Raw genomic sequence first — 21,745 nt, 5'->3', positions numbered from 1 at the left:
ACGACACATAGCCGATATGAGGCTAAAGGGAAGTGGGACAGAGGGTGGGACAAAACCCGCTTTTGAGACCCTGTTTGGATCCCGAGGATGAAGAACGCATGACAGTGATGACGATCGAGGAACTGGCCGAAGCCCTGCGGCCCGCACAGGCGATTGCCGGCCTCGACCTCGGCACCAAGACGATCGGGCTTGCCATGTCTGATCTCGGCCGGCGCTTTGCCACGCCACGTCCCGTCATCAAACGGGTGAAGTTCACCAAGGATGCGGAAGTTCTGCTCGCCTTTGCGGAAAAGGAGAAGGTGGCAGGCTTCGTCATCGGCCTGCCGACCAACATGGACGGCTCGGCCGGTCCAAGGGTTCAGGCGACACGCGCCTTCGTACGCTCGATGTCAGAAAAGACCGCCCTGCCCTTCGTCTACTGGGACGAACGACTGTCGACGGTCGCTGCCGAACGAGCGCTTCTGGAAATGGACGTGTCGCGGGCCAAGCGGGCCGAGCGGATCGATTCCGCCGCGGCGAGCTTCATTCTTCAGGGCGCTCTCGACAGGCTCTCTTCGCTCGGCAGGGAGACCGATTTCGCAAGCTGACGTTTCCGCCACCAGGCAGCAATCTCGCGGCGCTTGCGGAAGGCGATAATGGCAAACACGACCAGGCTATCGAAAACCATGGCGCGTGCCACCAAAGGTGGAATGGTCTCCGGCGGGATGCCGAGGATATTGCCGTAGATCTGGAAGACCAGGTCATGGGTCTGGCGGGTCAGCATGAAGAAGCCGAAGCTCATGTCGTAGTAGGAAAGCCCGTACCAGCCGGACAGCAGCAGGACCGGGCCGGCCCACAAAATCAGGAACCACTTCATGCGGTCCTCCCCCTTAGTTCGACGGGATAAACATCCAGGGACACCAGCCATCTCGATAGAGCCATAAGGCTCAGGACCAGTGCGGGAACGGCAATATCAAGTGCCAGCGCCGCGAAGATCGTCGTCATGACAAGCAGCAATGCCCTGTCCCTGATTGTGGTTCCCATACGCGGATACTCGGCAAACGTTGTAGTTAACAGTGCGTTAACGTGGAACTTAAGCCCGCAGGGATTTGCCGCAACGGAAACCGGGGGAAATGGTTAATTTCGCAAGTGCGCCTGTGGATAGAGCAGGTCAGGCTGCCGGCGATTTGGGCTTTTTCGGAATATACGGACCACCGGTTTCGCCCCACCCCCATTCGGGCATCGGCGCATGCTCGTAAACCTTGGCTCCAGGCTGCGAATTGACGACCGCAAGCCGCGTTCCCCATTCGAGATAGCCGACCAGTGCGGATGTAAACTCCGGGTCTGCTGGAAGTTCGAGATCCGTATAGGTGTCGAGCAGAATATTGATCCATCGCCGGCGCATCGGCTCGGTCAGGTGCCTTTCAAGATGATGGCGTACCATCGCCGGGTGACCGCCGCGTTGTTCCGAATAGAGTTTCGGTCCCCCGATGACTTCGGCAATGAACATTGCAACATGCTCGGGATGGTTCTTGTCCATGCCGGCAAAGACCGGGCCGAGCAGGTCATCTGCCGGGACGCGACGATAGAACTCCGTCGTTAGCCGCAGCAGCGCATCAAAGCCGCCGATCCATTCGTATAGCGTCGGTACGGTCATGGTCGCTCCCTCCGTCTTCCGAAGAGATATGAGGCGGACGTCATGGCTTCAAGACTTGGCCGCGGATCAGCCGTAGATCGCACGAACCAGGCGGCGGAGCGCGTTGCCGACCTTGTCCCAGTCCTTCTCGGTTTTCAGCGCCAGACCGGCGAACTGGCCGCTGACGGCGGCCGATATCACCAGGTGCTGGATCGCCGCAAACAGCAGCGCATTGGTGGTCGCGGCATCGACGCCCTTCGGCGGCGTCAGCGAGCCCCGCATCTTGTCGAGCCATTTGCCGAGCGCCTTGGTGCGCGCCTCCGAGAGCCGGCGGACCTGCGGCGTATCCTGCGAGACCTCCCAGGCGACGATCTTGCAGACCAGCGGATCGTCGCGCAGCGCTTCCATGAAATAGATGGAGAGCTTCTCCATCAGGTCACCGTAGGTCAGAAGGAACATGCCGCCGGTATCTTCCGGGATGCGGTCCTTGACCCAGGTGCCGAGATCGGCGCCGATCGCTTCGATCAGCCCGTCGAGACCGCCATAATATCGATAGATGAGCTGTTTGTCACAGCCGGCGCGGCGCGCCACGGCGTTGATGCCGAATCCCTGAAAACCCTGTTCGGCGAGCAGCGCGCGGGCGGCCAGGAAGATTGCCCGCTCGGTGCCGGCGCGGCTGCGCACTTTCGCGACCGAACCTTCTTGCGCTGTGACTTCAGGGATCTGGAGCATTTTTCGCCTGTTTCGGTTTCGTCTTAACCAACCGCGATAGTCCCGGCGATCAACCGCCGCAAGCGGTCTTGGTGGCCATGCACAGGATTGCGCGCGCCGCACTTGAATTCGCGGGCTCTTACATTGCACTATCGGCATGGGAGGACTAACGAGATCGTAGTCTCCCACCGACGTGCCCTCCTCCATGCTCATCGTCTTCCAAAGCGTTCTGCCGATTTTCCTGCTGGTTCTCCTCGGCATAGGATTAAAACGCGCGCCAATCATCAATCCCGATTTCTGGGACGGGCTCGAACAGTGCAGCTATTGGGTGCTGTTTCCGGCCCTGTTGTTTTCGACCATGGCCAAGGCGGATTTTTCGAATACCGAAAACCTGACGGTCAGTTTCGCGGCGATCGTTTCTGTTCTGGTGATGTCGGGCGGCTTGCTGTTGGCGTGGCCGCTGCTGCGGAACCTGCGCGTCGGCGGACCGGCCTATACCTCGCTGTTCCAGACCGCGACGCGCTGGAACGCCTTCATGGCGCTGGCGATCGCCGCAAAGACCTACGGCCAGCAGGGCCTGACTACGGTCGGCCTGGTGATGGCGGCGATCATCATCCCGCTCAACTTCATCAACGTGACGGTGCTGTTGTGGTTCTCCGGCCACGACCGGAACTACAGGGCTATTCTCTACAGGATCTGTACCAATCCGCTGATCCTCTCGACGGCGCTCGGCATTGTCGTCAACCTCATCGGCATTCCGATCTATGAGCCGGTGATGGTGACGGTCGACCTGCTGTCACAGGCGTCGCTGAGCCTCGGTCTGATCACGGTTGGCGCCGGCCTCCGGATCATGGACGCGCTCAGGCCGCGGCCGATCACGCTCCTCGCCGTCTTTTTGAAACTGATCGCCTTCCCGATCGTCGCCGTCGGTGTCGGGGCGCTGTGCGGGATCCAGGGCAACGGCCTCGTCCTTCTGGCGCTGAGTGCCGCGGTGCCGACCGCGATGAACGGTTATCTGCTTGCAAAGCAGTTGAACGGCGACGCGGACATGTACGCGGCGGCGGCAACCCTGCAGGTCGTCGCCTCGTTCCTCACCATTCCGGTCGTGATGACGGTCGTCGCCTACGTGGCGGCTGGATAAAGCAGGTCGACGATATAACGGGCGTCGAACCGGGCATCGAGCATGCCGTAGGTCGAGCGCCAGCCGCCGGCGAGCCGGGTTTCCAGGAAAGCATCGGCGATCTTGCCGGCGCCGAGCCGCACCAATTCGGCTGCCGCAGCCGCAAGTGCCAGCTGCTCTACCAGAAGCCGGGCAGCGCCCTCGTCGGTTTCGCAAAGCGCCATGGCGGCGCGCAGCACTTCGACCGTCTTTTTGCCCGCAGGACCGAGATCCCGCTCGAAACCGGCGAGCACCGTGTTGAACAGGTCCCGCCCCCGCGACAGGACCCGGAGCACGTCGAGCGCCATCACGTTGCCGGAACCTTCCCAGATCGCGTTGACCGGAGCCTCGCGATAATGCCGGGCGATCGGCCGTTCCTCGATATAGCCGTTGCCGCCGATGCACTCCATCGCTTCATAGATCAGCGACGGCGCAATCTTGCAGTTCCAGTATTTGATGACCGGCGTCATGACCCGGGCAAAAGCCGCGTCGGCCGGGTTGCTGGCGGCGCGATCGAAGGAATCGGCGAGCCTGAAAGCGAGCGCCGTCGCGGCAGCCACGTCGAGCGCCATGTCGGCGAGGACGCGCGTCATCAGCGGCTGATCGACGAGCTTCTTGCCGAAGACGCTGCGGCCGCGGGTGTGGTGGACCGCTTCGGCGAGCGAGGCGCGCATGATACCGGCAGATGCCAGCGCGCAATCGAGCCGCGTCAGCGTCACCATGTCGAGAATGGTGCGGATGCCGCCGCCCGGCTCGCCCAACAGATAACCGAAGGCATCGGTGAATTCGACTTCGGAGGACGCGTTCGAGCGATTGCCGAGCTTGTCCTTCAGGCGCTGGAACTGCAGGCCGTTCGCCGACCCGTCCTCGAGCAACCGCGGCACCAAAAAGCAGCCGATCCCGTCGCCGGTCTTTGCCAGCATGACGAAACCGTCGCTCATCGGCGCCGACATGAACCACTTGTGACCGGAGAGCCGGTAGATGCCCTCGCCGACGCGTTCGGCGGTCGAGCGGTTGGCGCGCACGTCCGTGCCGCCCTGCTTCTCGGTCATGCCCATACCAAGGGTGACCGCGCTCTTCTGCAAGGCAGGGCGATTCGTCGAATCGTATTTGCGCGACAGGATTTTTGGCGCCCATTCCTTCTGGACGCGAGGCGACGCCATCAGCGCGGCGATCGAGGCGCTGGTCATGGTCAGCGGGCACAAATGGCCGCATTCGAGCTGCGCCGACAGATAGAAACGCGTCGCCCGCGCCTTATGCTCGTGGCCCTTGGCTTCCGGAATGTTTTCCCAGACGGAGGAATGCAGGCCGGTCTGCATCGAACGGCGCATCAGCGCGTGCCAGGCCGGGTGGAACTCGACGACGTCGAGCCGCTCGCCGCGCGGACCGTGGGTCTTCAGCTTCGGAGGGTTCTCGTTCGCCATGCGCGCCAGTTCCTGCGCCTCCGGCGAGGTGACGTAACGGCCGAGCTGGTCGTATTCCTCGCGGATGGTGCGGTTCAGCGTGCTCGTCAGGTCGACGACCAGCGGATCGGATCGGTAGGCATTGATGCCGGACCAGGGTTTTGGCTGGTTCAGTTCGGCAAATTTTTCTTCGGCGCGCGACATCTGGTTCATGAAACGGGTTCTAGCGGAAGTTACCGGGCCTGGGAACGGCGCCCGTTCAGGATTTCTGGCGTTCTCAACAAAAGGCCGCACCCGCGTCGAGAAACCGCTGCGAGCGACAATGGACAAACAAGCAGTGAGATAAGTCCCTCGCCCGCTTGCAGCGCTTGTCGGCAGTCATTATAGACCGCCGAACGCAAGCGGAGACGTGTCCATGGTCTTCTTCCCTCATCGCCATCTGATTGGCATCAAGGGCCTTACCGAACAAGACATCACCTTTCTTCTCGACAAGGCCGACGAGGCTGTGAAGATTTCCAGGCAGCGGGAGAAAAAGACCTCCACGCTGCGCGGACTCACCCAGATCAACCTGTTCTTCGAAGCTTCCACCCGCACCCAATCGTCCTTCGAGCTCGCCGGCAAACGCCTCGGCGCCGATGTGATGAACATGTCGGTCGGCAATTCCTCGGTCAAAAAGGGCGAGACGCTGATCGACACGGCGATGACGCTCAACGCCATGCGCCCCGACGTGCTGGTGTTGCGCCATTCCTCGGCCGGTGCCGCCGCACTTCTGGCGCAAAAGGTCGCCTGCTCTGTCATCAATGCCGGCGACGGCCAGCACGAGCATCCGACCCAGGCGCTGCTCGACGCGCTGACCATCCGCCGCGCCAAGGGCAAGCTGTCGCGCATCATCGTCGCCATCTGCGGCGATGTTCTGCATTCGCGGGTCGCTCGCTCCAATATCCTCCTGCTCAACGCCATGGGCGCGCGGGTTCGCGTGGTGGCGCCTTCGACGCTACTTCCCACCGGCATCAGGGACATGGGCGTCGAGGTCTTCCACTCCATGGAAGAGGGTCTCAAGGATGCCGACGTGGTGATGATGCTGCGCCTGCAGCGCGAGCGCATGGCCGGCGCCTTCGTGCCGTCGGTGCGCGAATATTTCCGCTTCTACGGGCTCGACGCCGAAAAGCTGAAGGCCGCCAGGCCAGATGCGCTCGTCATGCATCCCGGCCCGATGAACCGCGGCGTCGAGATCGCCTCCGAGGTGGCCGATGGTCCGCAAAGCGTCATCGAGCAACAGGTGGAAATGGGGGTCGCGGTGCGCATGGCCGTGATGGAGGCCCTGCTCATCTCCCAGAACCAGGGAGAACGCGCATGACCCCGACCGTCCTCAAGAACCTCCGCATCATCGACCCGTCGCGCAATCTCGACGAGACCGGCACGATCATCATCGGCGCTGACGGCCGCATCCTTGCATCCGGCAAGGATGCCCAGAACCAGGGCGCACCAGAAGGTGCGACGATCCGGGACTGTCAGGGCCTCGTCGCGACACCTGGCCTGGTCGATGCCCGCGTCTATGTCGGCGAACCGGGCGCCGAGCACACTGAGACGATCGAATCGGCAAGCCGGGCTGCGGCAGCCGGCGGCATCACCTCCTTCATCATGATGCCTGACACCGACCCTGTGATCGACGATATCGCGCTCGTCGAATTCGTGCAGAAGACGGCCCGCGACAAGGCGGTCGTCAACGTCCATCCCGCCGCCGCCCTCACCAAGGGGCTTGCCGGCAAGGAGATGACCGAGATCGGCCTGCTGCAGCAGTCGGGCGCCGTCGCCTTCACCAACGGCCGGCATGGGCTTTCCGATACGCTGCTCCTGCGCCGCATAATGACCTATGCGCGCGAATTTGATGCGGTCGTCTCGCTGGAACTGCGCGAAAAATACCTCGGCAACGGTGTGATGAACGAAGGTCTGTTCGCCAGCTGGCTCGGCCTGTCCGGCGTGCCGAAGGAAGCGGAGATCATCCCGCTCGAACGGGACTTGAGGATCGCCGGCCTGACGCGGGCGAAATATCATGCGGCGAAGATTTCCGTGGCGGAATCGGCCGAAGCGATGCGCGTCGCCCGCACCCGCGGCGCCAACGCCACCTGCGGCGTCTCGATCAACCATCTGGCGCTTAACGAGAACGACATCGGCGAGTACCGCACCTTCTTCAAGCTGTCGCCGCCGCTGCGCTCCGAGGACGATCGCGTCGCGATGGCCGACGCTCTTGCCGACGGCACGATCGATATCATCGTCTCTTCGCATGATCCGCAGGACGTCGATACCAAGCGCCTGCCGTTTGCCGATGCCGAGGACGGCGCGATCGGGCTGGAGACGCTGCTCGCCGCAGCGCTGCGCCTGCACCATGACGGTCGCGTGCCGCTGATGCGTCTGATCGATGCGATGTCGACCCGGCCGGCGCAGATCTTTGGGCTCGATGCCGGCACGCTGAAGCCCGGCGCCAAGGCCGATATCACGCTGATCGACCTCGACGAGCCTTGGATCGTTTCAAAGGATATGATCTTGTCGCGGTCGAAGAATACGCCGTTCGAGGACGCGCGTTTCTCGGGCCGCGCCGTCGCCACCTATGTGGCCGGCAAGTGCGTCTATACGCTTTAAGGGGAGCACGGGCGTGAGTGAACTCTTCAACTGGCAGATCACCCTGCCGATCGCGCTGGCCGCACTGGTGTTCGGCTATCTGCTCGGTTCCATTCCCTTCGGCCTGATCCTCACCCGTGCGGCGGGCCTCGGCGATATCCGCTCGATCGGATCGGGCAATATCGGCGCCACCAACGTGCTGCGCACCGGCAACAAGAAGCTCGCGGCCGCCACCCTGCTGCTCGACGCACTGAAGGCGACCGTCGCTGCGCTGGTCGCCTGGTATCTGTTCGGGAAAGAAGCCGGGCTGCTTGCCGGTTTTGCAGCCTTTATGGGCCATCTCTTCCCGGTCTGGCTCGGCTTCAAGGGCGGCAAGGGCGTCGCCACCTATATCGGCACGCTGCTTGGCGTCGCGCCGTGGATGGTGCTGGTGTTTGCGGCGATCTGGCTCGGCGTCGCCAGGATCAGCAAATATTCGTCGCTCGCCGCTCTGGTTGCAACCCTTGTCATTCCGGTTGTGCTGTGGTTCTTAAACGAGCCGAAGATCGCGCTGGTCATGGCCGTCATGACGGTGATTTCCTGGTGGAAGCATGAAGCCAACATCAAGCGGTTGATCGCCGGCACAGAAAGCAGGATCGGCCAAAAGGGATAGACCGGGGGAAACAATGCCGGACGGCAGCGCGAAACGAACAGGAATTGCGCTGACGGAGAGGCAGAGGATCGCCTGGCTGAGGCTGATCCGCTCCGACAATGTCGGCCCCGCCACATTCAGAGACCTCATCAATCATTGCGGCTCGGCGGAAAACGCGCTTGCCATGCTGCCGGAACTTTCCGCCCGCGGCGGAGCGACCAGGGCGATTCGGATTGCCGGCGTGCAGGAGGCCGAACGCGAGCTTGAGGCGGCGCATCGCTTTGGCGCTCGCTTCGTCGGCATCGGCGAACCCGACTATCCGCCGGCGCTTCGTCAGATCGAAGGCGCCCCACCGCTTCTGGCCATGAAGGGCGACCTTTCAGCCGCAACGCGCCCGTCCGTCGGCGTCGTCGGATCGCGCAATGCCTCTATATCGGGCGCCAAGTTCGCGGCGATGATCGCAAGGGATTGCGGCCGCGCCGGTTATACGGTGACGTCAGGCCTTGCCCGCGGCATCGATACCGCCGCCCATCGCGCCAGCCTGGAAACCGGAACAATCGCAGTGCTCGCCGGCGGGCTCGACCAGCCCTATCCGCCGGAAAACATCCCTTTGCTCGAGGAAATCACCGAGGGCGCCGGCCTTGCGGTCAGCGAAATGCCATTCGGCTGGGAACCCCGTGCGCGGGATTTCCCTCGCCGAAACCGGCTGATATCCGGCATTTCGCTGGGGGTGGTGGTGATCGAGGCGGCGGAGCGCTCGGGCTCGCTGATCACCGCAAGAATTGCGACTGATTTCGGACGTCTGGTCTTTGCCGTGCCCGGTTCGCCGCTCGATCCGCGCTGCCACGGCACCAACGGGCTCCTGAAACAGGGCGCGATCGTCACCACAGGATCGGCCGATGTGATCGAGGCGCTTGCGCCGCTGTCACAACTCGATCTCTTCAACCAGCCGATGGTCGAAGAACCGAAGGAGGGCGGCGAGATGCTGCCGCCCAATGACGACGACCGGGCGGTCATCGTCTCGGCGCTCGGGCCGACACCAGTCGATGTCGACGATATCATCCGCCACACCGGCCTGCCCGCCTCGTCCGTCTATCTCGTGCTGCTGGAACTCGATCTCGCCGCCCGGCTGCATCGCCACGCCGGCGGAATGGTCTCACTCGCGATGGAAGACTGAACGGGGGCGCCTGCCCGCCTGGACGTCTCCCGCCTCCACATAGGCCATTTCGATGAGGTAGCAGAGCATGTCCGCGCCCTCACCCAAGGCGACCTGCCGGAGTTCCCCCAGCATCTGCCTTATATAGGCGATATTTTCCCTGGTATCGTCGTCACGCCGGCCATTCGCCTCACCCCGAGAAACCATATTCTGTCCTCTCAAAAAAAGCCGACCGTCAGTCCAAATAAATTCACCTTGAGGTATGCTGCGGACCATATCGCATTTATTTAAGATTGCAATCAATTGTATATCCTCCCCAGGTTGCGTCTCGTTGTACCCTATAATTTGGCCCTCGCCCCTTGACCGCGAGGCAAACGCCCTCCATGTCGGGAGGTCAGATTTCCGCCTGGACCGCAACGGTGCCGGGCCAAGCCTCTATTGCAGAGAAGCAAAATGAATGTTGTCGTCGTAGAATCTCCTGCCAAAGCCAAGACAATCAACAAGTATCTCGGCTCCGGCTACAAGGTTCTCGCCTCTTTCGGCCACGTGCGCGATCTTCCAGCCAAGGACGGTTCCGTGCTCCCCGATCAGGACTTCGAAATGCTGTGGGAGGTCGATCCCGCGTCCCAGAAGCGGATGAAGGACATTTCCGACGCCGTAAAAGGCTCGGACGCCTTGTTCCTCGCAACCGACCCGGATCGCGAGGGTGAAGCCATTTCCTGGCACGTGCTCGATCTTCTCAGGAAGAAGAAGGTGATCGGCGACAAGCCGGTCAAGCGCGTCGTCTTCAACGCCATCACCAAGAAGGCCGTGCTCGATGCGATGGCCAATCCGCGCGATATCGACGTGCCGCTGGTCGACGCCTATCTCGCTCGCCGCGCGCTCGACTATCTGGTCGGCTTCAACCTTTCGCCGGTCCTGTGGCGCAAACTGCCGGGCGCCCGTTCGGCCGGCCGCGTGCAGTCGGTTGCGCTGCGGCTCGTCTGCGACCGCGAATCGGAGATCGAGCGTTTCATCTCTGAAGAATACTGGAACCTGTCGGCTCTGCTGCGCACGCCGCGCGGCGACGAGTTCGAAGCGCGCCTCGTGTCTGCCGACGGCAAGCGGCTGCAGGGCCGCTCGATCAAGAACGGCGAGGACGCCAACCGCCTGAAGGCGCTGCTCGATGGCGCCGCCTATGTGGTCGATACGGTCGAAGCCAAGCCCGTCAAGCGCAATCCCGGCCCGCCCTTCACCACCTCGACGCTGCAGCAGGCCGCCTCCTCCAATATCGGCTTCAACGCCTCGCGCACCATGCAGGTGGCACAGAAGCTCTATGAAGGCGTCGATATCGGCGGCGAGACGGTCGGTCTCATTACCTATATGCGTACCGACGGCGTGCAGATGGCGCCGGAGGCGATCGACGCTGCCCGCAGCGCCATCGTCGACCAGTTCGGACAGCGTTACCTGCCGGAAAAGCCGCGCTTCTATTCCACCAAGGCGAAGAACGCCCAGGAAGCCCACGAAGCGATCCGCCCGACCGATTTCAACCGCACGCCGGACCAGGTGCGCCGCTACCTCGATGCCGACCAGGCTCGTCTTTATGAGCTGGTCTGGAAGCGCGGCATCGCCAGCCAGATGGCATCCGCCGAGATCGAGCGCACCACGGTCGAGATCCTCGCCGACAACAAGGGCGAGAAGGCTGGCCTGCGCGCCGTCGGCTCGGTCATCCGTTTCGACGGCTTCCTCGGCGCCTATGTGGACAGCCGCGAGGACGCCGAAAAGGGCGAGGACGACGATGAAGATGGTCGCCTGCCCGAGATCAATGCGCGCGAAAAACTCGACAAGAACAAGGTGAACGCCAGCCAGCACTTCACCGAGCCGCCGCCGCGTTATTCGGAAGCCTCGCTGATCAAGAAGATGGAAGAGCTCGGCATCGGCCGCCCCTCCACCTATGCCGCGACGCTGAAAACGTTGAGCGACCGCGAATACGTGACGATGGACAAGCGCAAGCTGATCCCGCATTCCAAGGGCCGGCTGGTGACGGCCTTCCTCGAAAGCTTCTTCACGAAATACGTGGAATACGATTTCACCGCCGATCTCGAAGAAAAGCTCGACAAGATCTCTGCCGGCGAGCTCGACTGGAAGCAGGTGCTTCGCGAATTCTGGCAGGATTTCTTCGCCCAGATCGAGGACACCAAGGAACTACGCGTCACCAACGTGCTCGACGCGCTCAACGAGACGCTGGCGCCGCTGGTCTTCCCGAAGCGGGAGGACGGCAGCGATCCGCGTATCTGCCAAGTCTGCGGCACCGGTAACCTGTCGCTGAAGCTCGGCAAATACGGCGCCTTCGTCGGCTGCTCGAACTATCCGGACTGCAATTTCACCCGCCAGCTTTCTTCCGAAGGCGGTGCGGATGCGGAGGCTAACGCCCTCAGCGAACCGAAGGCGCTCGGCGCCGATCCGCATACGGGCGAGGAATTGACGCTGCGCTCGGGCCGGTTCGGGCCCTATATCCAGCGCGGCGACGGCAAGGAAGCCAAGCGTTCGTCGCTGCCGAAGGGCTGGAAGCCCGAGGATATCGACCACGAAAAGGCGCTCGCCCTGATCAACCTGCCGCGCGACGTCGGCAAACATCCGGAATCAGCCAAGATGATTTCGGCAGGGCTTGGCCGCTACGGTCCGTTCCTACTGCATGACGGCAGCTATGCCAACCTGGAGAGCATCGAGGACGTGTTCTCGATCGGCCTCAACCGCGCCGTGACCGTGCTTGCCGAAAAGCAGAGCAAGGTGGCGGCCGGCGGCGGCCGCGGCCGTGGCACGCCTGCGGCACTGAAGGAACTCGGCGACCATCCGGATGGTGGCACGATCACCGTGCGCGACGGCAAATACGGGCCTTACGTCAACTGGGGCAAGGTCAACGCGACGCTGCCGAAGGGGCTGGACCCGCAATCGGTAACGATGGAACAGGCGATGGCCTTCATCATCGAAAAGGGCGGCAAGGCACCCTCGACCAAGGCAAAGCCGAAGAAGGCCGCCGCCAAGGCAACCACCGTGACCAAGAAGGCGGCGCCGAAAGCCAAGGCGGCCGCGAAGGCTAAAGCTCCGGCGAAAAAGACTGCAGCTGCACCGAAGGCGAAGAAGACGGGCACGTGAGAGAACCGCGCGACAGATCGAGACACCAGGGAAAACGCCCCGACAAAGCCATCCGAGGCCACACCGCTTCCACAACGGAAAAGCCGGTGATCATCCACGGCGCGGTGCCGCCGCGCGATGTCCTGCTCGAGTTCATCGCCGAAAATCCGGACAAGGGGTCGAAGCGGGAGATCGCCAAGGCCTTCGGACTGAAGGGCGACACCCGCGTCGAGCTGAAGGACCTGCTTCGGACGCTGGAGGAGGAAGGCCTTCTCAAGAAGAGCCGCAAGTCGCTCACCCGTCCCGACGCGCTGCCGCCGGTCACCGTGCTCGACATCACCACCCGCGACAAGGACGGCGAGCTGATCGGCCGGCCGGCCGAATGGCCCGAGGAACTGGGGGCAGCGCCGGCGGTGCTCATCCGCCAGTCGTCGGATAATCGCGGCAAGGGCAAGGTGCCCGCAGCCGGGCTCAACGACCGGGTGCTAGCCAAAATCTTCCCCAACAAGGACCGGGCTGGCCCCGCCTATACCGCCCGCGTCATCAAGATCATCGACAAGCGCCGCGGCGCCTCGCTCGGCATCGTCCACAAGCTTGCCGACGGCGAGCTGCGCCTGCTGCCGATCGACCGGCGCGGCGAGGAAATGGTGATCGAGCCCACCGATATTGGCGAGGCCAAGGACGGCGACCTGGTCGAGAGCGAGGTCGTCCGTTCCGGCCGTTTCGGCCTTCCGCGCGCGCGGGTTCTGTCGATCGTCGGTACGATCGGCTCGGAAAAGGCGATCTCGATGATCGCCGTCTATTCGCATGGCATCCCGCATATCTTCCCGAAACAGGTGATGGACGAGGCCGAAGCGGCGAAGCCCGCCACCATGGCGCAGCGCGAGGACTGGCGTTCGCTGCCGCTGATCACCATCGACCCGGCCGACGCCAAGGACCATGACGACGCGGTCTATGCCGAGCTCGACCCCTCGCCCGACAATCCGGACGGTGTGATTGTCACCGTCGCGATCGCCGATGTCTCCTGGTATATCCGCACCGGCTCTCCGCTCGACCGCGAGGCCTTGAAGCGCGGCAATTCGGTCTATTTCCCGGATCGGGTCGTGCCAATGCTGCCGGAGCGCATTTCGAACGACCTCTGCTCGTTGCGCGAAGGCGAGGACCGGCCCGCACTTGCCGTGCGCATGGTGTTTTCGAAGGAGGGCCGCAAGGCCGGCCACACCTTCCACCGAATCATGATGAAGAGCGCCGCCAAGCTTTCCTATCAACAGGCCCAGGCGGCGATCGACGGCAAGCCGGACGACAAGAGCGGACCGCTGCTCGAACCGATCCTGAAGCCGCTGTGGCACGCCTATGGGGTGATGAAGCGCGGCCGCGACCGCCGGCAGCCGCTGGAACTCGACATGCCGGAGCGCAAGATCCTGCTGAAGCCCGACGGCACTGTGGATCGCGTGCACGTTCCCGAGCGGCTCGATGCCCACAAGCTCATCGAAGAGATGATGATCCAGGCAAACGTCGCCGCCGCCGAGACGCTGGAAAAGAAGCGGCAGGCGCTGATCTACCGCATCCACGACACGCCCTCGCTTGCCAAGCAGGAGACGCTGCGCGAGTTTCTCGCGACATTGGGCATTCCGATGGCCAAGGGCGGCCAGATGCGGGCCAACTCGTTCAACGGCATTCTCGCCAAGGCCGAGGGCACGGCCCACCAGGTGATGGTCAACGAGATGGTGCTGCGCTCCCAGAGCCAGGCGATCTACAGCCCCGAAAATATCGGCCATTTCGGCCTCAACCTGATGAAATACGCACATTTCACCTCGCCGATCCGCCGCTACGCCGACCTGATCGTGCATCGCGCGCTGGTCGGGTCGCTGGGGCTCGGCGAAGGCGGCATTAAGCCGGAGGAAGAGGCTCAGCTCGACGATATCGCCGCCGAGATCTCGACCTTCGAGCGCCGCGCCATGGCCGCTGAGCGCGACACGATCAACCGGCTGATCGCCCACCATCTGAGCGAACGCATTGGCGAAGAATTCGTCGGCCGCGTCTCCGGCGTCACCAAGGCGGGACTATTTGTCTCGCTTCCGACCTATGGCGCGGACGGATTCATACCTATATCCACGCTCGGCAACGACTACTTCATCTACGACGAGGCGCATCAGGCGCTGTCGGGAGAGAAGACGGGTCTCGGCTACCAGATCGGCGATACGGTCGATGTGCGGCTGAAGCAGGCGATCCCGCTTGCCGGCGCGCTGCAGTTCGAGATGCTGAGCGAGGGCAAGAAATTGCCGACCGCGACCCGCTCCTTCCACAAATCGGGGCGGCGCGGCCGGACCCAACCCGGCACGCGGCCTCCGCGGAGCGGCCGAAGGAGATAGGAATGCAGAAACAGGGCGAACAGACGGTCCGATATGGTGGAGCTCAGGAGGCCGAAAGGCCGCTCGGCCGCTCCATCAAGCGGGGCTTGCTCTGCACCTGTCCTGCCTGCGGCACCGGCCGCCTGTTCCGGGCGTTCCTGAAGCCGGTCGATACCTGCGCCGTCTGCGGCGAGGAAATCCATCATCACCGCGCCGACGACCTGCCGGCCTATCTCGTGATCGTCGTCGTCGGTCACGTGCTGATGACCGGGTACCTGCTGACCGACATGACTTTCAGGGCTTCCCCCTGGGTCCAGCTCGCCATCTGGGTGCCGCTGGCGATCCTCACGGCACTTGTGACCATCCAACCGATCAAGGGTGGCGTCATCGGTTTCCAATGGTCGCTGAAGATGCACGGCTTCGGGGGAACGGACGACGAGGCGGTCGATCCCGGCCGGGGCGGACCGATTGCATGATATCGTCTGCCGAGGAACAGGCTCCGTTCGCGATGGACGCGCCGAAGCATGCACGCGTGGCCGGCGTGACGCCCAAGGACGCCGCGTCGCTGATCCTGATAGATCGTTCCCGCGGCACCCTGCGAGTCCTCATGGGCCGGCGCGGCAGTGGCCATGTGTTCATGCCTGACGTCTACGTGTTTCCCGGCGGCAGGCGCGATGCCCGCGACCACGCCCTTCCCTTCAGCGCCGATCTCGATCCGCTGGTTGTCGAAAAACTGGTTGCCGGCACCACGGCTCGAATGACCTCGGCCCGCGCCCGGGCCCTGGCGCTCGCAGCCCTCAGAGAACTTCAGGAGGAGACCGGACTTGCCGGCGGCAGCGCTGCCGACCTCTCCCGCCTGCGTTATGTCGCCCGCGCCATCACGCCGCCCGGCAATGTCCGGCGCTACGATACGCGCTTCTTTCTCGCCTTTGCCGACGAAACTCGCTTCGACATGGCGCTTCTTGGCGACTCAAACGAACTTCAGGACGTGCGCTGGCTTGACATTGCCGAGCTTTCGGGTCTGAAACTCCCGCGCATCACGCAGGCGGTTATGGAGGACGTGAAAAACCTGATGGCATTCGATCCGTCTTTACCGTTTGGAAGCCCGGTTTCCTTCTACTTCATGCGTCATGGACGATTCGTCCGCAGCCGACTGTAAGGAACATTGAATGGCTCAGCCGACGACAGACGCCAACGGCCATGTCGAGAAGATTCACTGGCCGTCGCTGATCGCCGCCATATCCGCCATCAGTGCCGTGGGCATTGCCATCGGCCTCGGCCTGCCGCTCCTCAGTATCATTCTTGAAAAGCGCGGAATCTCCTCCACTCTGATCGGCCTCAACGCCGCCATGGCCGGCGTCGCCTCGATGGTCGCGGCGCCGATCACCACTAAAATCGCCCATACCTGCGGCGTGGCGCGGACCATGATGTTCGCGGTGCTCATTGCTGCCATCAGCGCCATCGGCTTCTATTACGCGGATGCCTTCTGGATGTGGTTCCCGCTGCGCTTCACCTTCCACGGCGCAACGACGACGCTTTTCATCCTGTCGGAATTCTGGATCAACGAGGCGGCCCCCCCAAGGCGCCGTGGGCTCGTTCTCGGCATTTACGCCACCGTGCTCGCCATCGGCTTCGCGATAGGCCCCCTGCTCTTCTCTGCGCTCGGCAGCGACGGCGTTCTGCCCTTCCTGGTCGGTGCGGCGATCATCATGCTGGCGATCATTCCGATCTTCATCGCCCGCCATGAAAGTCCCGTGCTGGATACCAAGCCGGACCGGCACTTCTTCCACTACATCTTCCTCGTTCCGACAGCGACGGCGGCGGTATTCGCCTTCGGTGCGGTGTCGGCGGGCGGGCTGTCGCTGTTCCCGATCTATGCGATCCGTTCGGCGCTGACCGAAGCGCAGGCCGCGCTGCTGCTGACGGTGATGGGCATCGGCAACATGGCCTTCCAGATCCCGCTCGGCCTCTATTCCGATAAGCTGAGGGACCGCCGGCCACTCCTCACCGCCATGGCGGTGCTCGGCGTCGCGGGATCGCTTGCGCTGCCCTTCCTGATCCAGAACTGGATCATGATGGCCGTGGTCCTGTTCTTCTGGGGCGGTTGCGTCTCCGGCCTCTATACGGTGGGCCTGGCGCATCTCGGGTCGCGGCTCAGCGGCGCCGACCTTGCTGCCGCAAATGCGGCCTTCATCTTCTGTTATGCGGTCGGTACGGTTGCCGGTCCGCAGGGCATCGGCGCTGCCATCGATATCGCCGGCAATGACGGTTTTGCCTGGGCCTTGGCGGGATTCTTCGGCTTCTATGTGCTGGTTTCCATCTGCCGAATGCTTTTCCGGTCAAAACGGAGTTGACTTTTCGGGCGCGATTTGTAATTTCGCGCCAGATTTCGCCGTGGACCCAACCCGCGTCCGCGGCTTCATTTTTTCTTAGAGGCAGAACACCATGGCGAAAGCTACGACCATCAAGATCAAGCTGCTGTCGACGGCTGACACCGGTTTCTTCTACGTCACCACGAAGAACAGCCGCACGATGACCGACAAGATGACCAAGACCAAGTACGACCCGGTCGCCAAGAAGCACGTCGAGTTCAAGGAAACCAAGATCAAGTAAGCCTTGATCCGAGGGTTCTCGAAGGGCGCCAGCCGAGAGGCTTGGCGCCTTTTCTTTTGGGCGTCACCTAGCGCCGTCCGTCCATTCGGACCCATTAAGGCGCTCCAGATCCTTAAATTGCCACATCATGCTCTCCGACAATCGGCACCGGTTTTCGGGCCGATGCGGTTTCGGTATGATCCAGAGCGGCACAGGCTGCGTAGAAATGAAAAAGCGCCGCTCCAGAAGCCTGGAAGCGGCGCTTTCAAATGGGGGTCGACCAGCCTGCAATCACGGCACGAGGAACCGCTTTGGTATGCCTGCCAGTCGACCGACCCCACGACCCAGGAGATGCGGCGGACCTGAGCATCATGGGGTATCGGCGTCCCTTTCGGGAACGTTATCTTCGTTGAGCGTCAAAATTGCGCAAAACCAAAAGAAAATCAACAGATTCTTAATCTGATACCGGTTCTGCCACTGTTGTTGGTTAAAATTCGCGTCCGCTATTCATATTCCGCCTGTTTTTCTTGTAAAAAATTAAAGATCATCCTCGAAGCTTTATATGCTTAAGGCAATCAAACTCTTGGAACCTTGACCTGAATTCAAGAACATCCTTGAGGAACACTGGTTATCTCCTCAGCCATGCAATTTCCGACAAACCAATTCGCGCAGCTATTCTCGATTGGCGGGCCTGGAGCGCCCTATGGATACATTCGAAATTTCTTGAATGCACTGCAGCAGCAGAATTAACCGATCACTGTTCATGAAATTGGTCCATCAATTCGTACCTGTAAAAAATCAGGTTCCCGCTTGAAATAACTGGGGACACCTTCGGCTTTTCCACAGCACTCCCGCCTTGTAGGCGATCAACATGCAATTTAGGGTTTGCTGATTCTCTAAGCGGCAGCGGCAACCACGCGATTGCGCCCGCCATTCTTGGCTTCGTAGAGCGCGCGGTCGGCCTGTTTCATGAGCTGCTCCGGCGTCTCGGCCCCATGCGCATTGCATGCAATCCCGAGCGATGCCGTGATATTGAGCATGATGCCCGCTGTCTTCAAATGAAACGGCTGACTTTCGATGATGCTGCGAAGCCGTTCGGCAATCACAGCGGCCGACATAGAATCGGTATCGGGCATGACGACCACGAATTCCTCGCCGCCGTAACGGCAGGCAAGATCGGCTCCCCTTACCGTCGAGCGGACGCGGGCTGCGAATTCCTTCAGCACCTCGTCGCCGGCATCGTGGCCGTAGGCGTCGTTGACCGACTTGAAGCGATCGATATCGGTAATGCAGACGGACAGCGGCCGTGAGCGTGCGGCAGCGCGATTGAACAGCACCTTGAGGTGATTATCGAGATAACGCCGGTTATTGAGGCCGGTCAGTCCGTCGGTGACGGCAAGCTCGATGGTCTGGCGCATACTCATGCGCAGGCGGTCGTTGTAGCGCTTGCGCTTGATCTGGGTGAGCACGCGGGCCACGAGCTCATTCGGGTCGATCGGCCGGACGATATAGTCGTTGACGCCGAGGTCGAGCGCCCGGACGATCAGGTCGTCAGCACCCATTTCTGTCACCAGGAGCAGCGGCAGGAACCGGGTGCGCTCCAGCGAGCGAAGCTGCGAGCATAGTCTCAGCGGATCGTATTCGTCGAAATTGGCGTTGACGATCACCAGATCGACCGGGTTCTCCGCCGCTTCGAAAAGGGCAGCCTGCGGATCGGACATGGCGATGACGCCGGCGACCGGCTTCAGCGCCTTGATGATGCGTTCCTGCGAGCTTGCGCGGCCATCGACGAGAAGGACCTGGGCCATCTCGTCGCGCCCGTCAGCGCCCTTCAGCATGTCTTCCAGCCCGATATTGCTGGCGGTGTCGGCGCGGATGCGCAGCTCGTCGCTGAGCGTCTTCAACCGCACTAGGCTCTTTACCCGAGAAATGAGCTGCAGGTCGTTGACCGGTTTGGTCAGGAAATCGTCGGCTCCGGCTTTGAGGCCACGCACGCGGTCGGACGGTTGGTCAAGCGCCGTGACCATGACGACGGGAATATGGGCGGTGCGCGGATTGGCCTTCAGCCGTTCGCAGACCTCGAAACCGTCGATACCGGGCATCATGATGTCGAGCAGGATCAGGTCCACATGGGTGCTGTCGCAGATCGCCAGCGCCTTGTAACCGTCGTCGGCGGTCAGGACGTCGAAATATTCGGCCAGAAGCCTGGCTTCGAGCAGCTTCACATTCGCCGGAATATCGTCGACTACCAATATGCGCGCCGTCATGAGGTCCGTCCCGTTTTCATGCGTCGCCGAGATATGTCTTTATTGTCTCAATAAATTTTGGCACCGAAATGGGTTTCGAGACATAGGCTTCGCATCCACCCTGGCGGATGCGCTCCTCGTCGCCCTTCATCGCAAAGGCGGTCACCGCGATCACCGGAATGACATGCAGTTCGTCGTCTTCCTTCAGCCATTTGGTGACTTCGAGGCCAGAAACCTCGGGCAGCTGGATGTCCATCAAAATCAGGTCTGGGCGATATTTGCGTGCCAGATCAAGCGCTTCCATACCGTTGCGGGTCTGGATGGTATCGTATCCCGATGCTTCGATCAGGTCGCGGAAGAGCTTCATGTTCAGCTCGTTGTCCTCGACGATCATGACCCGTTTGGGCATAGCGATCCGTTCCTTAAATCCCGGCTTGCATGAGTGCCTTCAGTATATAAGCTCCCGGAACGGCCGATTCCACAGAGCGCCTATCAGGCACGGTAAAGCCATTTAGTTGAAAAAGAGGTAACTCGGCAGACAATGCGGCGCGACCCCGGTAATACTCGAAACAGCAGACCCCAGGCGGAAGAGACCGCGGCCGCCATTCTCGGATGGCTCGCCAACGAGCCCGATATGCTCGGCCGTTTCCTCGCCCTTTCCGGCGTCCAGCCCAACCAGATGCGCAATGCGGTAAACGATCCGGGCTTTCTCGCCGGCATGATCGATTTCCTGATGGGGCATGAGCCGACTCTGCTGGCCTTCTGCGAGGCGACGGATACAAAGCCTGAAACCGTGGCGGCCGCCTCGCACCACTATTCCGGACCCGGGCTCGATTCCGGCGACTATTGAGATGAGCGAGATCCTCGACCTTTCCCATGTGCGCCTCGGCGACCGGCCGCTCGTCGTCTGCGACATCGACGATGTGGTGCTGCACTTCGTGGCTCCCTTCCAGGACTTTCTGCGCGGCGAAGGCCATGAACTGCTGCCGCGTTCCTTTCGTCTCACCGGCAATATCGTTTCCATAGAGACCCAGATCGCGCTCGAACATCCGGACGTGCGTCGGTTGATCGAGACCTTTTTCGAAGCCCAGGAAAACTGGCAGATCCCCTTCGACTTCGTCGTCCAGACACTCGACGCGCTGTCTAAGGATGCCGACGTCGTGTTCCTGACTGCGATGCCGCCGCGCTACTGGGAGCACCGCCGCCGACTTCTCGACCGGATCGGCCTCACCTTCCCGCTGATCGCCAGCGAGGAACCCAAGGGACCGATCATGCAGCGCCTGCACGACGGTCGCCCCCTGCCCTGCGTCTTCATCGACGACATAGCGCATAACCTGCACTCGGTACGGGATCACGTCTCGGAATGCCTCGTCATCCATATGATGCCCGACTCTCCGCTCCACCTTCTGGCGCCGAAACCGGACGACGGCATCGTCCGGGCGACGGACTGGGGTCATGCTGCCGAACTGATCTATACCCATATCCAGTCCAAAGCCGCCTGACATCTAAAGTTCCAGCCGCATCAGCGGTCGTCCGTCCTTGCGGCGCTCCACCACTTCGAAGCCGGCCGCGTCGAAGATCGCCGTCGAGCCGATGCACAGCGTCACCGATTTCGACTGCTTGACATGATCGATCGGACAGGCATCGACGAACCGCGCTCCCATATGCCGCGCATAGTCGACGGCGCCAGACAGCAGGCGGTGGCTCAGTCCTTTGCCCCTGAGCTTCGGCGTCAGGAAAAAACAGCTGACCGCCCAGACGGAGGGGTCGGTCGCATCCGTCTCCTCCAGCGGGCGCGAAACGGTGCGCGACGAATTGAACTGCGGCACGTCGTGCCGCGGTCCGACCTGCACCCAGGCGACCGGCCCGCCATCCGCGTAGGCCAGAATGCCGGGCGGCGGACCAGCATTTATACGGTCGTGGATATGATCCTTCCGCTCCTGCGGCTGCATCCTGGTGCGCACCGCATGCGGCAGGCGCAGAGCGACGCACCAACAGTGGTAGAAGGCACCCTGCGGGCCGAAGAGCATTTCGAAATCCCCCCAGCGTTCCGCCGTCACGGGCTCGAAACGAAGATCGATATCCACGCCAAACCTCCACACCGTCCCTTGTGACTCACGAGCTTAGGCCTTAACGTCGCGGTGTTCA

General features: G+C 62.1%; 21 protein-coding genes and 1 pseudogene. 14 read left to right on the top strand and 8 right to left on the bottom strand.

The window, feature by feature from the left end; genetic code table 11:
* Window positions 1-98 precede the first annotated feature (98 nt).
* A complete protein-coding gene (ruvX, locus tag RG540_RS06180) occupies window positions 99-587 on the top strand; it encodes a Holliday junction resolvase RuvX (protein ID WP_038593147.1) in 489 nt (162 codons plus the stop codon).
* Here ruvX and RG540_RS06175 read toward each other — a convergent pair.
* The 3 genes from RG540_RS06175 to RG540_RS06160 form a co-directional block, all read right to left on the bottom strand.
* A complete protein-coding gene (locus RG540_RS06175; protein ID WP_038585766.1) occupies window positions 530-856 on the bottom strand; it encodes a DUF6105 family protein in 327 nt (108 codons plus the stop codon). The genes ruvX and RG540_RS06175 overlap by 58 nt on opposite strands.
* 294 nt (window positions 857-1,150) lie before the next feature.
* The gene (locus RG540_RS06165) at window positions 1,151-1,636 is read right to left on the bottom strand and encodes a group II truncated hemoglobin (protein WP_038542051.1); all 486 of its coding nucleotides are present in this window, start codon (window positions 1,634-1,636) and stop codon (window positions 1,151-1,153) included.
* A 66-nt stretch (window positions 1,637-1,702) separates the two neighbouring features.
* The gene (locus RG540_RS06160) at window positions 1,703-2,347 is read right to left on the bottom strand and encodes a TetR/AcrR family transcriptional regulator (RefSeq protein WP_038585760.1); all 645 of its coding nucleotides are present in this window, start codon (window positions 2,345-2,347) and stop codon (window positions 1,703-1,705) included.
* 184 nt (window positions 2,348-2,531) lie between these two features.
* Here RG540_RS06160 and RG540_RS06155 point away from each other — a divergent pair, with 184 nt between their 5' ends.
* Entirely contained in the window at window positions 2,532-3,467 is a 936-nt protein-coding gene (locus RG540_RS06155; protein ID WP_038585757.1) for an AEC family transporter, read from the top strand.
* On the opposite strand, the gene RG540_RS06150 is transcribed toward RG540_RS06155, so the two are convergent.
* The gene (locus tag RG540_RS06150) at window positions 3,449-5,101 is read right to left on the bottom strand and encodes an acyl-CoA dehydrogenase family protein (protein ID WP_038585754.1); all 1,653 of its coding nucleotides are present in this window, start codon (window positions 5,099-5,101) and stop codon (window positions 3,449-3,451) included. The genes RG540_RS06155 and RG540_RS06150 overlap by 19 nt on opposite strands.
* 202 nt (window positions 5,102-5,303) lie before the next feature.
* Here RG540_RS06150 and RG540_RS06145 point away from each other — a divergent pair, with 202 nt between their 5' ends.
* From RG540_RS06145 to dprA, 4 genes are read left to right on the top strand one after another with little or no spacing between them, the layout of a single operon-like run.
* Complete coding sequence (locus RG540_RS06145; protein WP_038585751.1) at window positions 5,304-6,245, top strand: aspartate carbamoyltransferase catalytic subunit; 942 nt, start codon at window positions 5,304-5,306, stop codon at window positions 6,243-6,245.
* Window positions 6,242-7,528 (top strand): dihydroorotase, encoded by a 1,287-nt coding sequence (locus RG540_RS06140; protein ID WP_038585748.1) that lies wholly within the window; start codon window positions 6,242-6,244, stop codon window positions 7,526-7,528. The genes RG540_RS06145 and RG540_RS06140 overlap by 4 nt, the downstream gene beginning before the upstream one ends.
* Window positions 7,529-7,541: 13 nt before the next feature.
* Entirely contained in the window at window positions 7,542-8,159 is a 618-nt protein-coding gene (gene plsY, locus RG540_RS06135) for a glycerol-3-phosphate 1-O-acyltransferase PlsY (protein WP_038542039.1), read from the top strand.
* Window positions 8,160-8,172: 13 nt separating this feature from the next.
* On the top strand, window positions 8,173-9,315 hold the full coding sequence (gene dprA, locus RG540_RS06130) for a DNA-processing protein DprA (RefSeq protein WP_038585746.1): 1,143 nt from the start codon (window positions 8,173-8,175) through the stop codon (window positions 9,313-9,315).
* Here the strand turns inward: dprA and RG540_RS06125 are convergent.
* Window positions 9,295-9,501, bottom strand: coding sequence for a hypothetical protein (locus tag RG540_RS06125; RefSeq protein ID WP_038593145.1), 207 nt, complete (start codon window positions 9,499-9,501; stop codon window positions 9,295-9,297). The genes dprA and RG540_RS06125 overlap by 21 nt on opposite strands.
* A 246-nt stretch (window positions 9,502-9,747) precedes the next feature.
* Here RG540_RS06125 and topA point away from each other — a divergent pair, with 246 nt between their 5' ends.
* From topA to rpmG, 6 genes are all read left to right on the top strand, one after another.
* Entirely contained in the window at window positions 9,748-12,429 is a 2,682-nt protein-coding gene (gene topA / locus RG540_RS06120; protein WP_038585743.1) for a type I DNA topoisomerase, read from the top strand.
* Window positions 12,426-14,780, top strand: a complete 2,355-nt coding sequence (gene rnr, locus RG540_RS06115; protein ID WP_038585740.1) for a ribonuclease R — start codon at window positions 12,426-12,428, stop codon at window positions 14,778-14,780. Before topA ends, rnr begins: the two co-directional genes overlap by 4 nt.
* A gap of 2 nt (window positions 14,781-14,782) precedes the next feature.
* The gene (locus RG540_RS06110) at window positions 14,783-15,235 is read left to right on the top strand and encodes a DUF983 domain-containing protein (RefSeq protein ID WP_038585737.1); all 453 of its coding nucleotides are present in this window, start codon (window positions 14,783-14,785) and stop codon (window positions 15,233-15,235) included.
* On the top strand, window positions 15,232-15,918 hold the full coding sequence (locus RG540_RS06105) for an NUDIX hydrolase (protein ID WP_151041657.1): 687 nt from the start codon (window positions 15,232-15,234) through the stop codon (window positions 15,916-15,918). The genes RG540_RS06110 and RG540_RS06105 overlap by 4 nt, the downstream gene beginning before the upstream one ends.
* A gap of 10 nt (window positions 15,919-15,928) precedes the next feature.
* Window positions 15,929-17,113, top strand: coding sequence for an MFS transporter (locus tag RG540_RS06100; protein WP_038585734.1), 1,185 nt, complete (start codon window positions 15,929-15,931; stop codon window positions 17,111-17,113).
* Window positions 17,114-17,204: 91 nt separating this feature from the next.
* On the top strand, window positions 17,205-17,372 hold the full coding sequence (rpmG, locus tag RG540_RS06095; protein WP_003547442.1) for a 50S ribosomal protein L33: 168 nt from the start codon (window positions 17,205-17,207) through the stop codon (window positions 17,370-17,372).
* 875 nt (window positions 17,373-18,247) lie between these two features.
* Here rpmG and RG540_RS06090 read toward each other — a convergent pair.
* Window positions 18,248-19,618, bottom strand: coding sequence for a PleD family two-component system response regulator (locus RG540_RS06090; protein WP_038542026.1), 1,371 nt, complete (start codon window positions 19,616-19,618; stop codon window positions 18,248-18,250).
* Window positions 19,619-19,634: 16 nt separating this feature from the next.
* Window positions 19,635-20,006 (bottom strand): response regulator, encoded by a 372-nt coding sequence (locus tag RG540_RS06085; RefSeq protein WP_038542024.1) that lies wholly within the window; start codon window positions 20,004-20,006, stop codon window positions 19,635-19,637.
* Between the two features lie 132 nt (window positions 20,007-20,138).
* On the opposite strand from RG540_RS06085, the gene RG540_RS06080 reads away from it, so the two are divergent.
* Both RG540_RS06080 and RG540_RS06075 read left to right on the top strand, forming a co-directional pair.
* The gene (locus RG540_RS06080; RefSeq protein ID WP_038585731.1) at window positions 20,139-20,447 is read left to right on the top strand and encodes a DUF3572 domain-containing protein; all 309 of its coding nucleotides are present in this window, start codon (window positions 20,139-20,141) and stop codon (window positions 20,445-20,447) included.
* A gap of 1 nt (window position 20,448) precedes the next feature.
* Window positions 20,449-21,119, top strand: a pseudogene (locus RG540_RS06075) (hypothetical protein); the annotation flags it as partial.
* Here the strand turns inward: RG540_RS06075 and RG540_RS06070 are convergent.
* Window positions 21,103-21,684: a GNAT family N-acetyltransferase gene (locus RG540_RS06070; RefSeq protein WP_038585728.1), complete on the bottom strand. Its 582-nt coding sequence runs from the start codon at window positions 21,682-21,684 to the stop codon at window positions 21,103-21,105. The pseudogene RG540_RS06075 and the gene RG540_RS06070 sit on opposite strands and share 17 nt — an antisense overlap.
* Window positions 21,685-21,745: the final 61 nt, after the last annotated feature.

Origin of the sequence: Neorhizobium galegae bv. orientalis str. HAMBI 540, from assembly GCF_000731315.1 — a bacterium.
GTDB lineage: Bacteria > Pseudomonadota > Alphaproteobacteria > Rhizobiales > Rhizobiaceae > Neorhizobium > Neorhizobium galegae.
The sequence above is the reverse complement of the archived record's forward strand: the minus strand, read 5'-3'. Positions and strand labels throughout refer to the sequence as shown.

Coding starts and splice junctions, on each gene's coding strand:
- RG540_RS06160 (WP_038585760.1), bottom strand. CDS start 2,347: ATGCTCCAGATCCCTGAAGTCACAGCGCAAGAAGGTTCGGTCGCGAAA.
- ruvX (WP_038593147.1), top strand. CDS start 99: ATGACAGTGATGACGATCGAGGAACTGGCCGAAGCCCTGCGGCCCGCA.
- rpmG (WP_003547442.1), top strand. CDS start 17,205: ATGGCGAAAGCTACGACCATCAAGATCAAGCTGCTGTCGACGGCTGAC.
- RG540_RS06110 (WP_038585737.1), top strand. CDS start 14,783: ATGCAGAAACAGGGCGAACAGACGGTCCGATATGGTGGAGCTCAGGAG.
- RG540_RS06100 (WP_038585734.1), top strand. CDS start 15,929: ATGGCTCAGCCGACGACAGACGCCAACGGCCATGTCGAGAAGATTCAC.
- RG540_RS06080 (WP_038585731.1), top strand. CDS start 20,139: ATGCGGCGCGACCCCGGTAATACTCGAAACAGCAGACCCCAGGCGGAA.
- RG540_RS06140 (WP_038585748.1), top strand. CDS start 6,242: ATGACCCCGACCGTCCTCAAGAACCTCCGCATCATCGACCCGTCGCGC.
- RG540_RS06125 (WP_038593145.1), bottom strand. CDS start 9,501: ATGGTTTCTCGGGGTGAGGCGAATGGCCGGCGTGACGACGATACCAGG.
- dprA (WP_038585746.1), top strand. CDS start 8,173: ATGCCGGACGGCAGCGCGAAACGAACAGGAATTGCGCTGACGGAGAGG.
- RG540_RS06165 (WP_038542051.1), bottom strand. CDS start 1,636: ATGACCGTACCGACGCTATACGAATGGATCGGCGGCTTTGATGCGCTG.
- topA (WP_038585743.1), top strand. CDS start 9,748: ATGAATGTTGTCGTCGTAGAATCTCCTGCCAAAGCCAAGACAATCAAC.
- RG540_RS06150 (WP_038585754.1), bottom strand. CDS start 5,101: ATGAACCAGATGTCGCGCGCCGAAGAAAAATTTGCCGAACTGAACCAG.
- RG540_RS06085 (WP_038542024.1), bottom strand. CDS start 20,006: ATGCCCAAACGGGTCATGATCGTCGAGGACAACGAGCTGAACATGAAG.
- RG540_RS06155 (WP_038585757.1), top strand. CDS start 2,532: ATGCTCATCGTCTTCCAAAGCGTTCTGCCGATTTTCCTGCTGGTTCTC.
- RG540_RS06105 (WP_151041657.1), top strand. CDS start 15,232: ATGATATCGTCTGCCGAGGAACAGGCTCCGTTCGCGATGGACGCGCCG.
- RG540_RS06145 (WP_038585751.1), top strand. CDS start 5,304: ATGGTCTTCTTCCCTCATCGCCATCTGATTGGCATCAAGGGCCTTACC.
- RG540_RS06090 (WP_038542026.1), bottom strand. CDS start 19,618: ATGACGGCGCGCATATTGGTAGTCGACGATATTCCGGCGAATGTGAAG.
- RG540_RS06175 (WP_038585766.1), bottom strand. CDS start 856: ATGAAGTGGTTCCTGATTTTGTGGGCCGGCCCGGTCCTGCTGCTGTCC.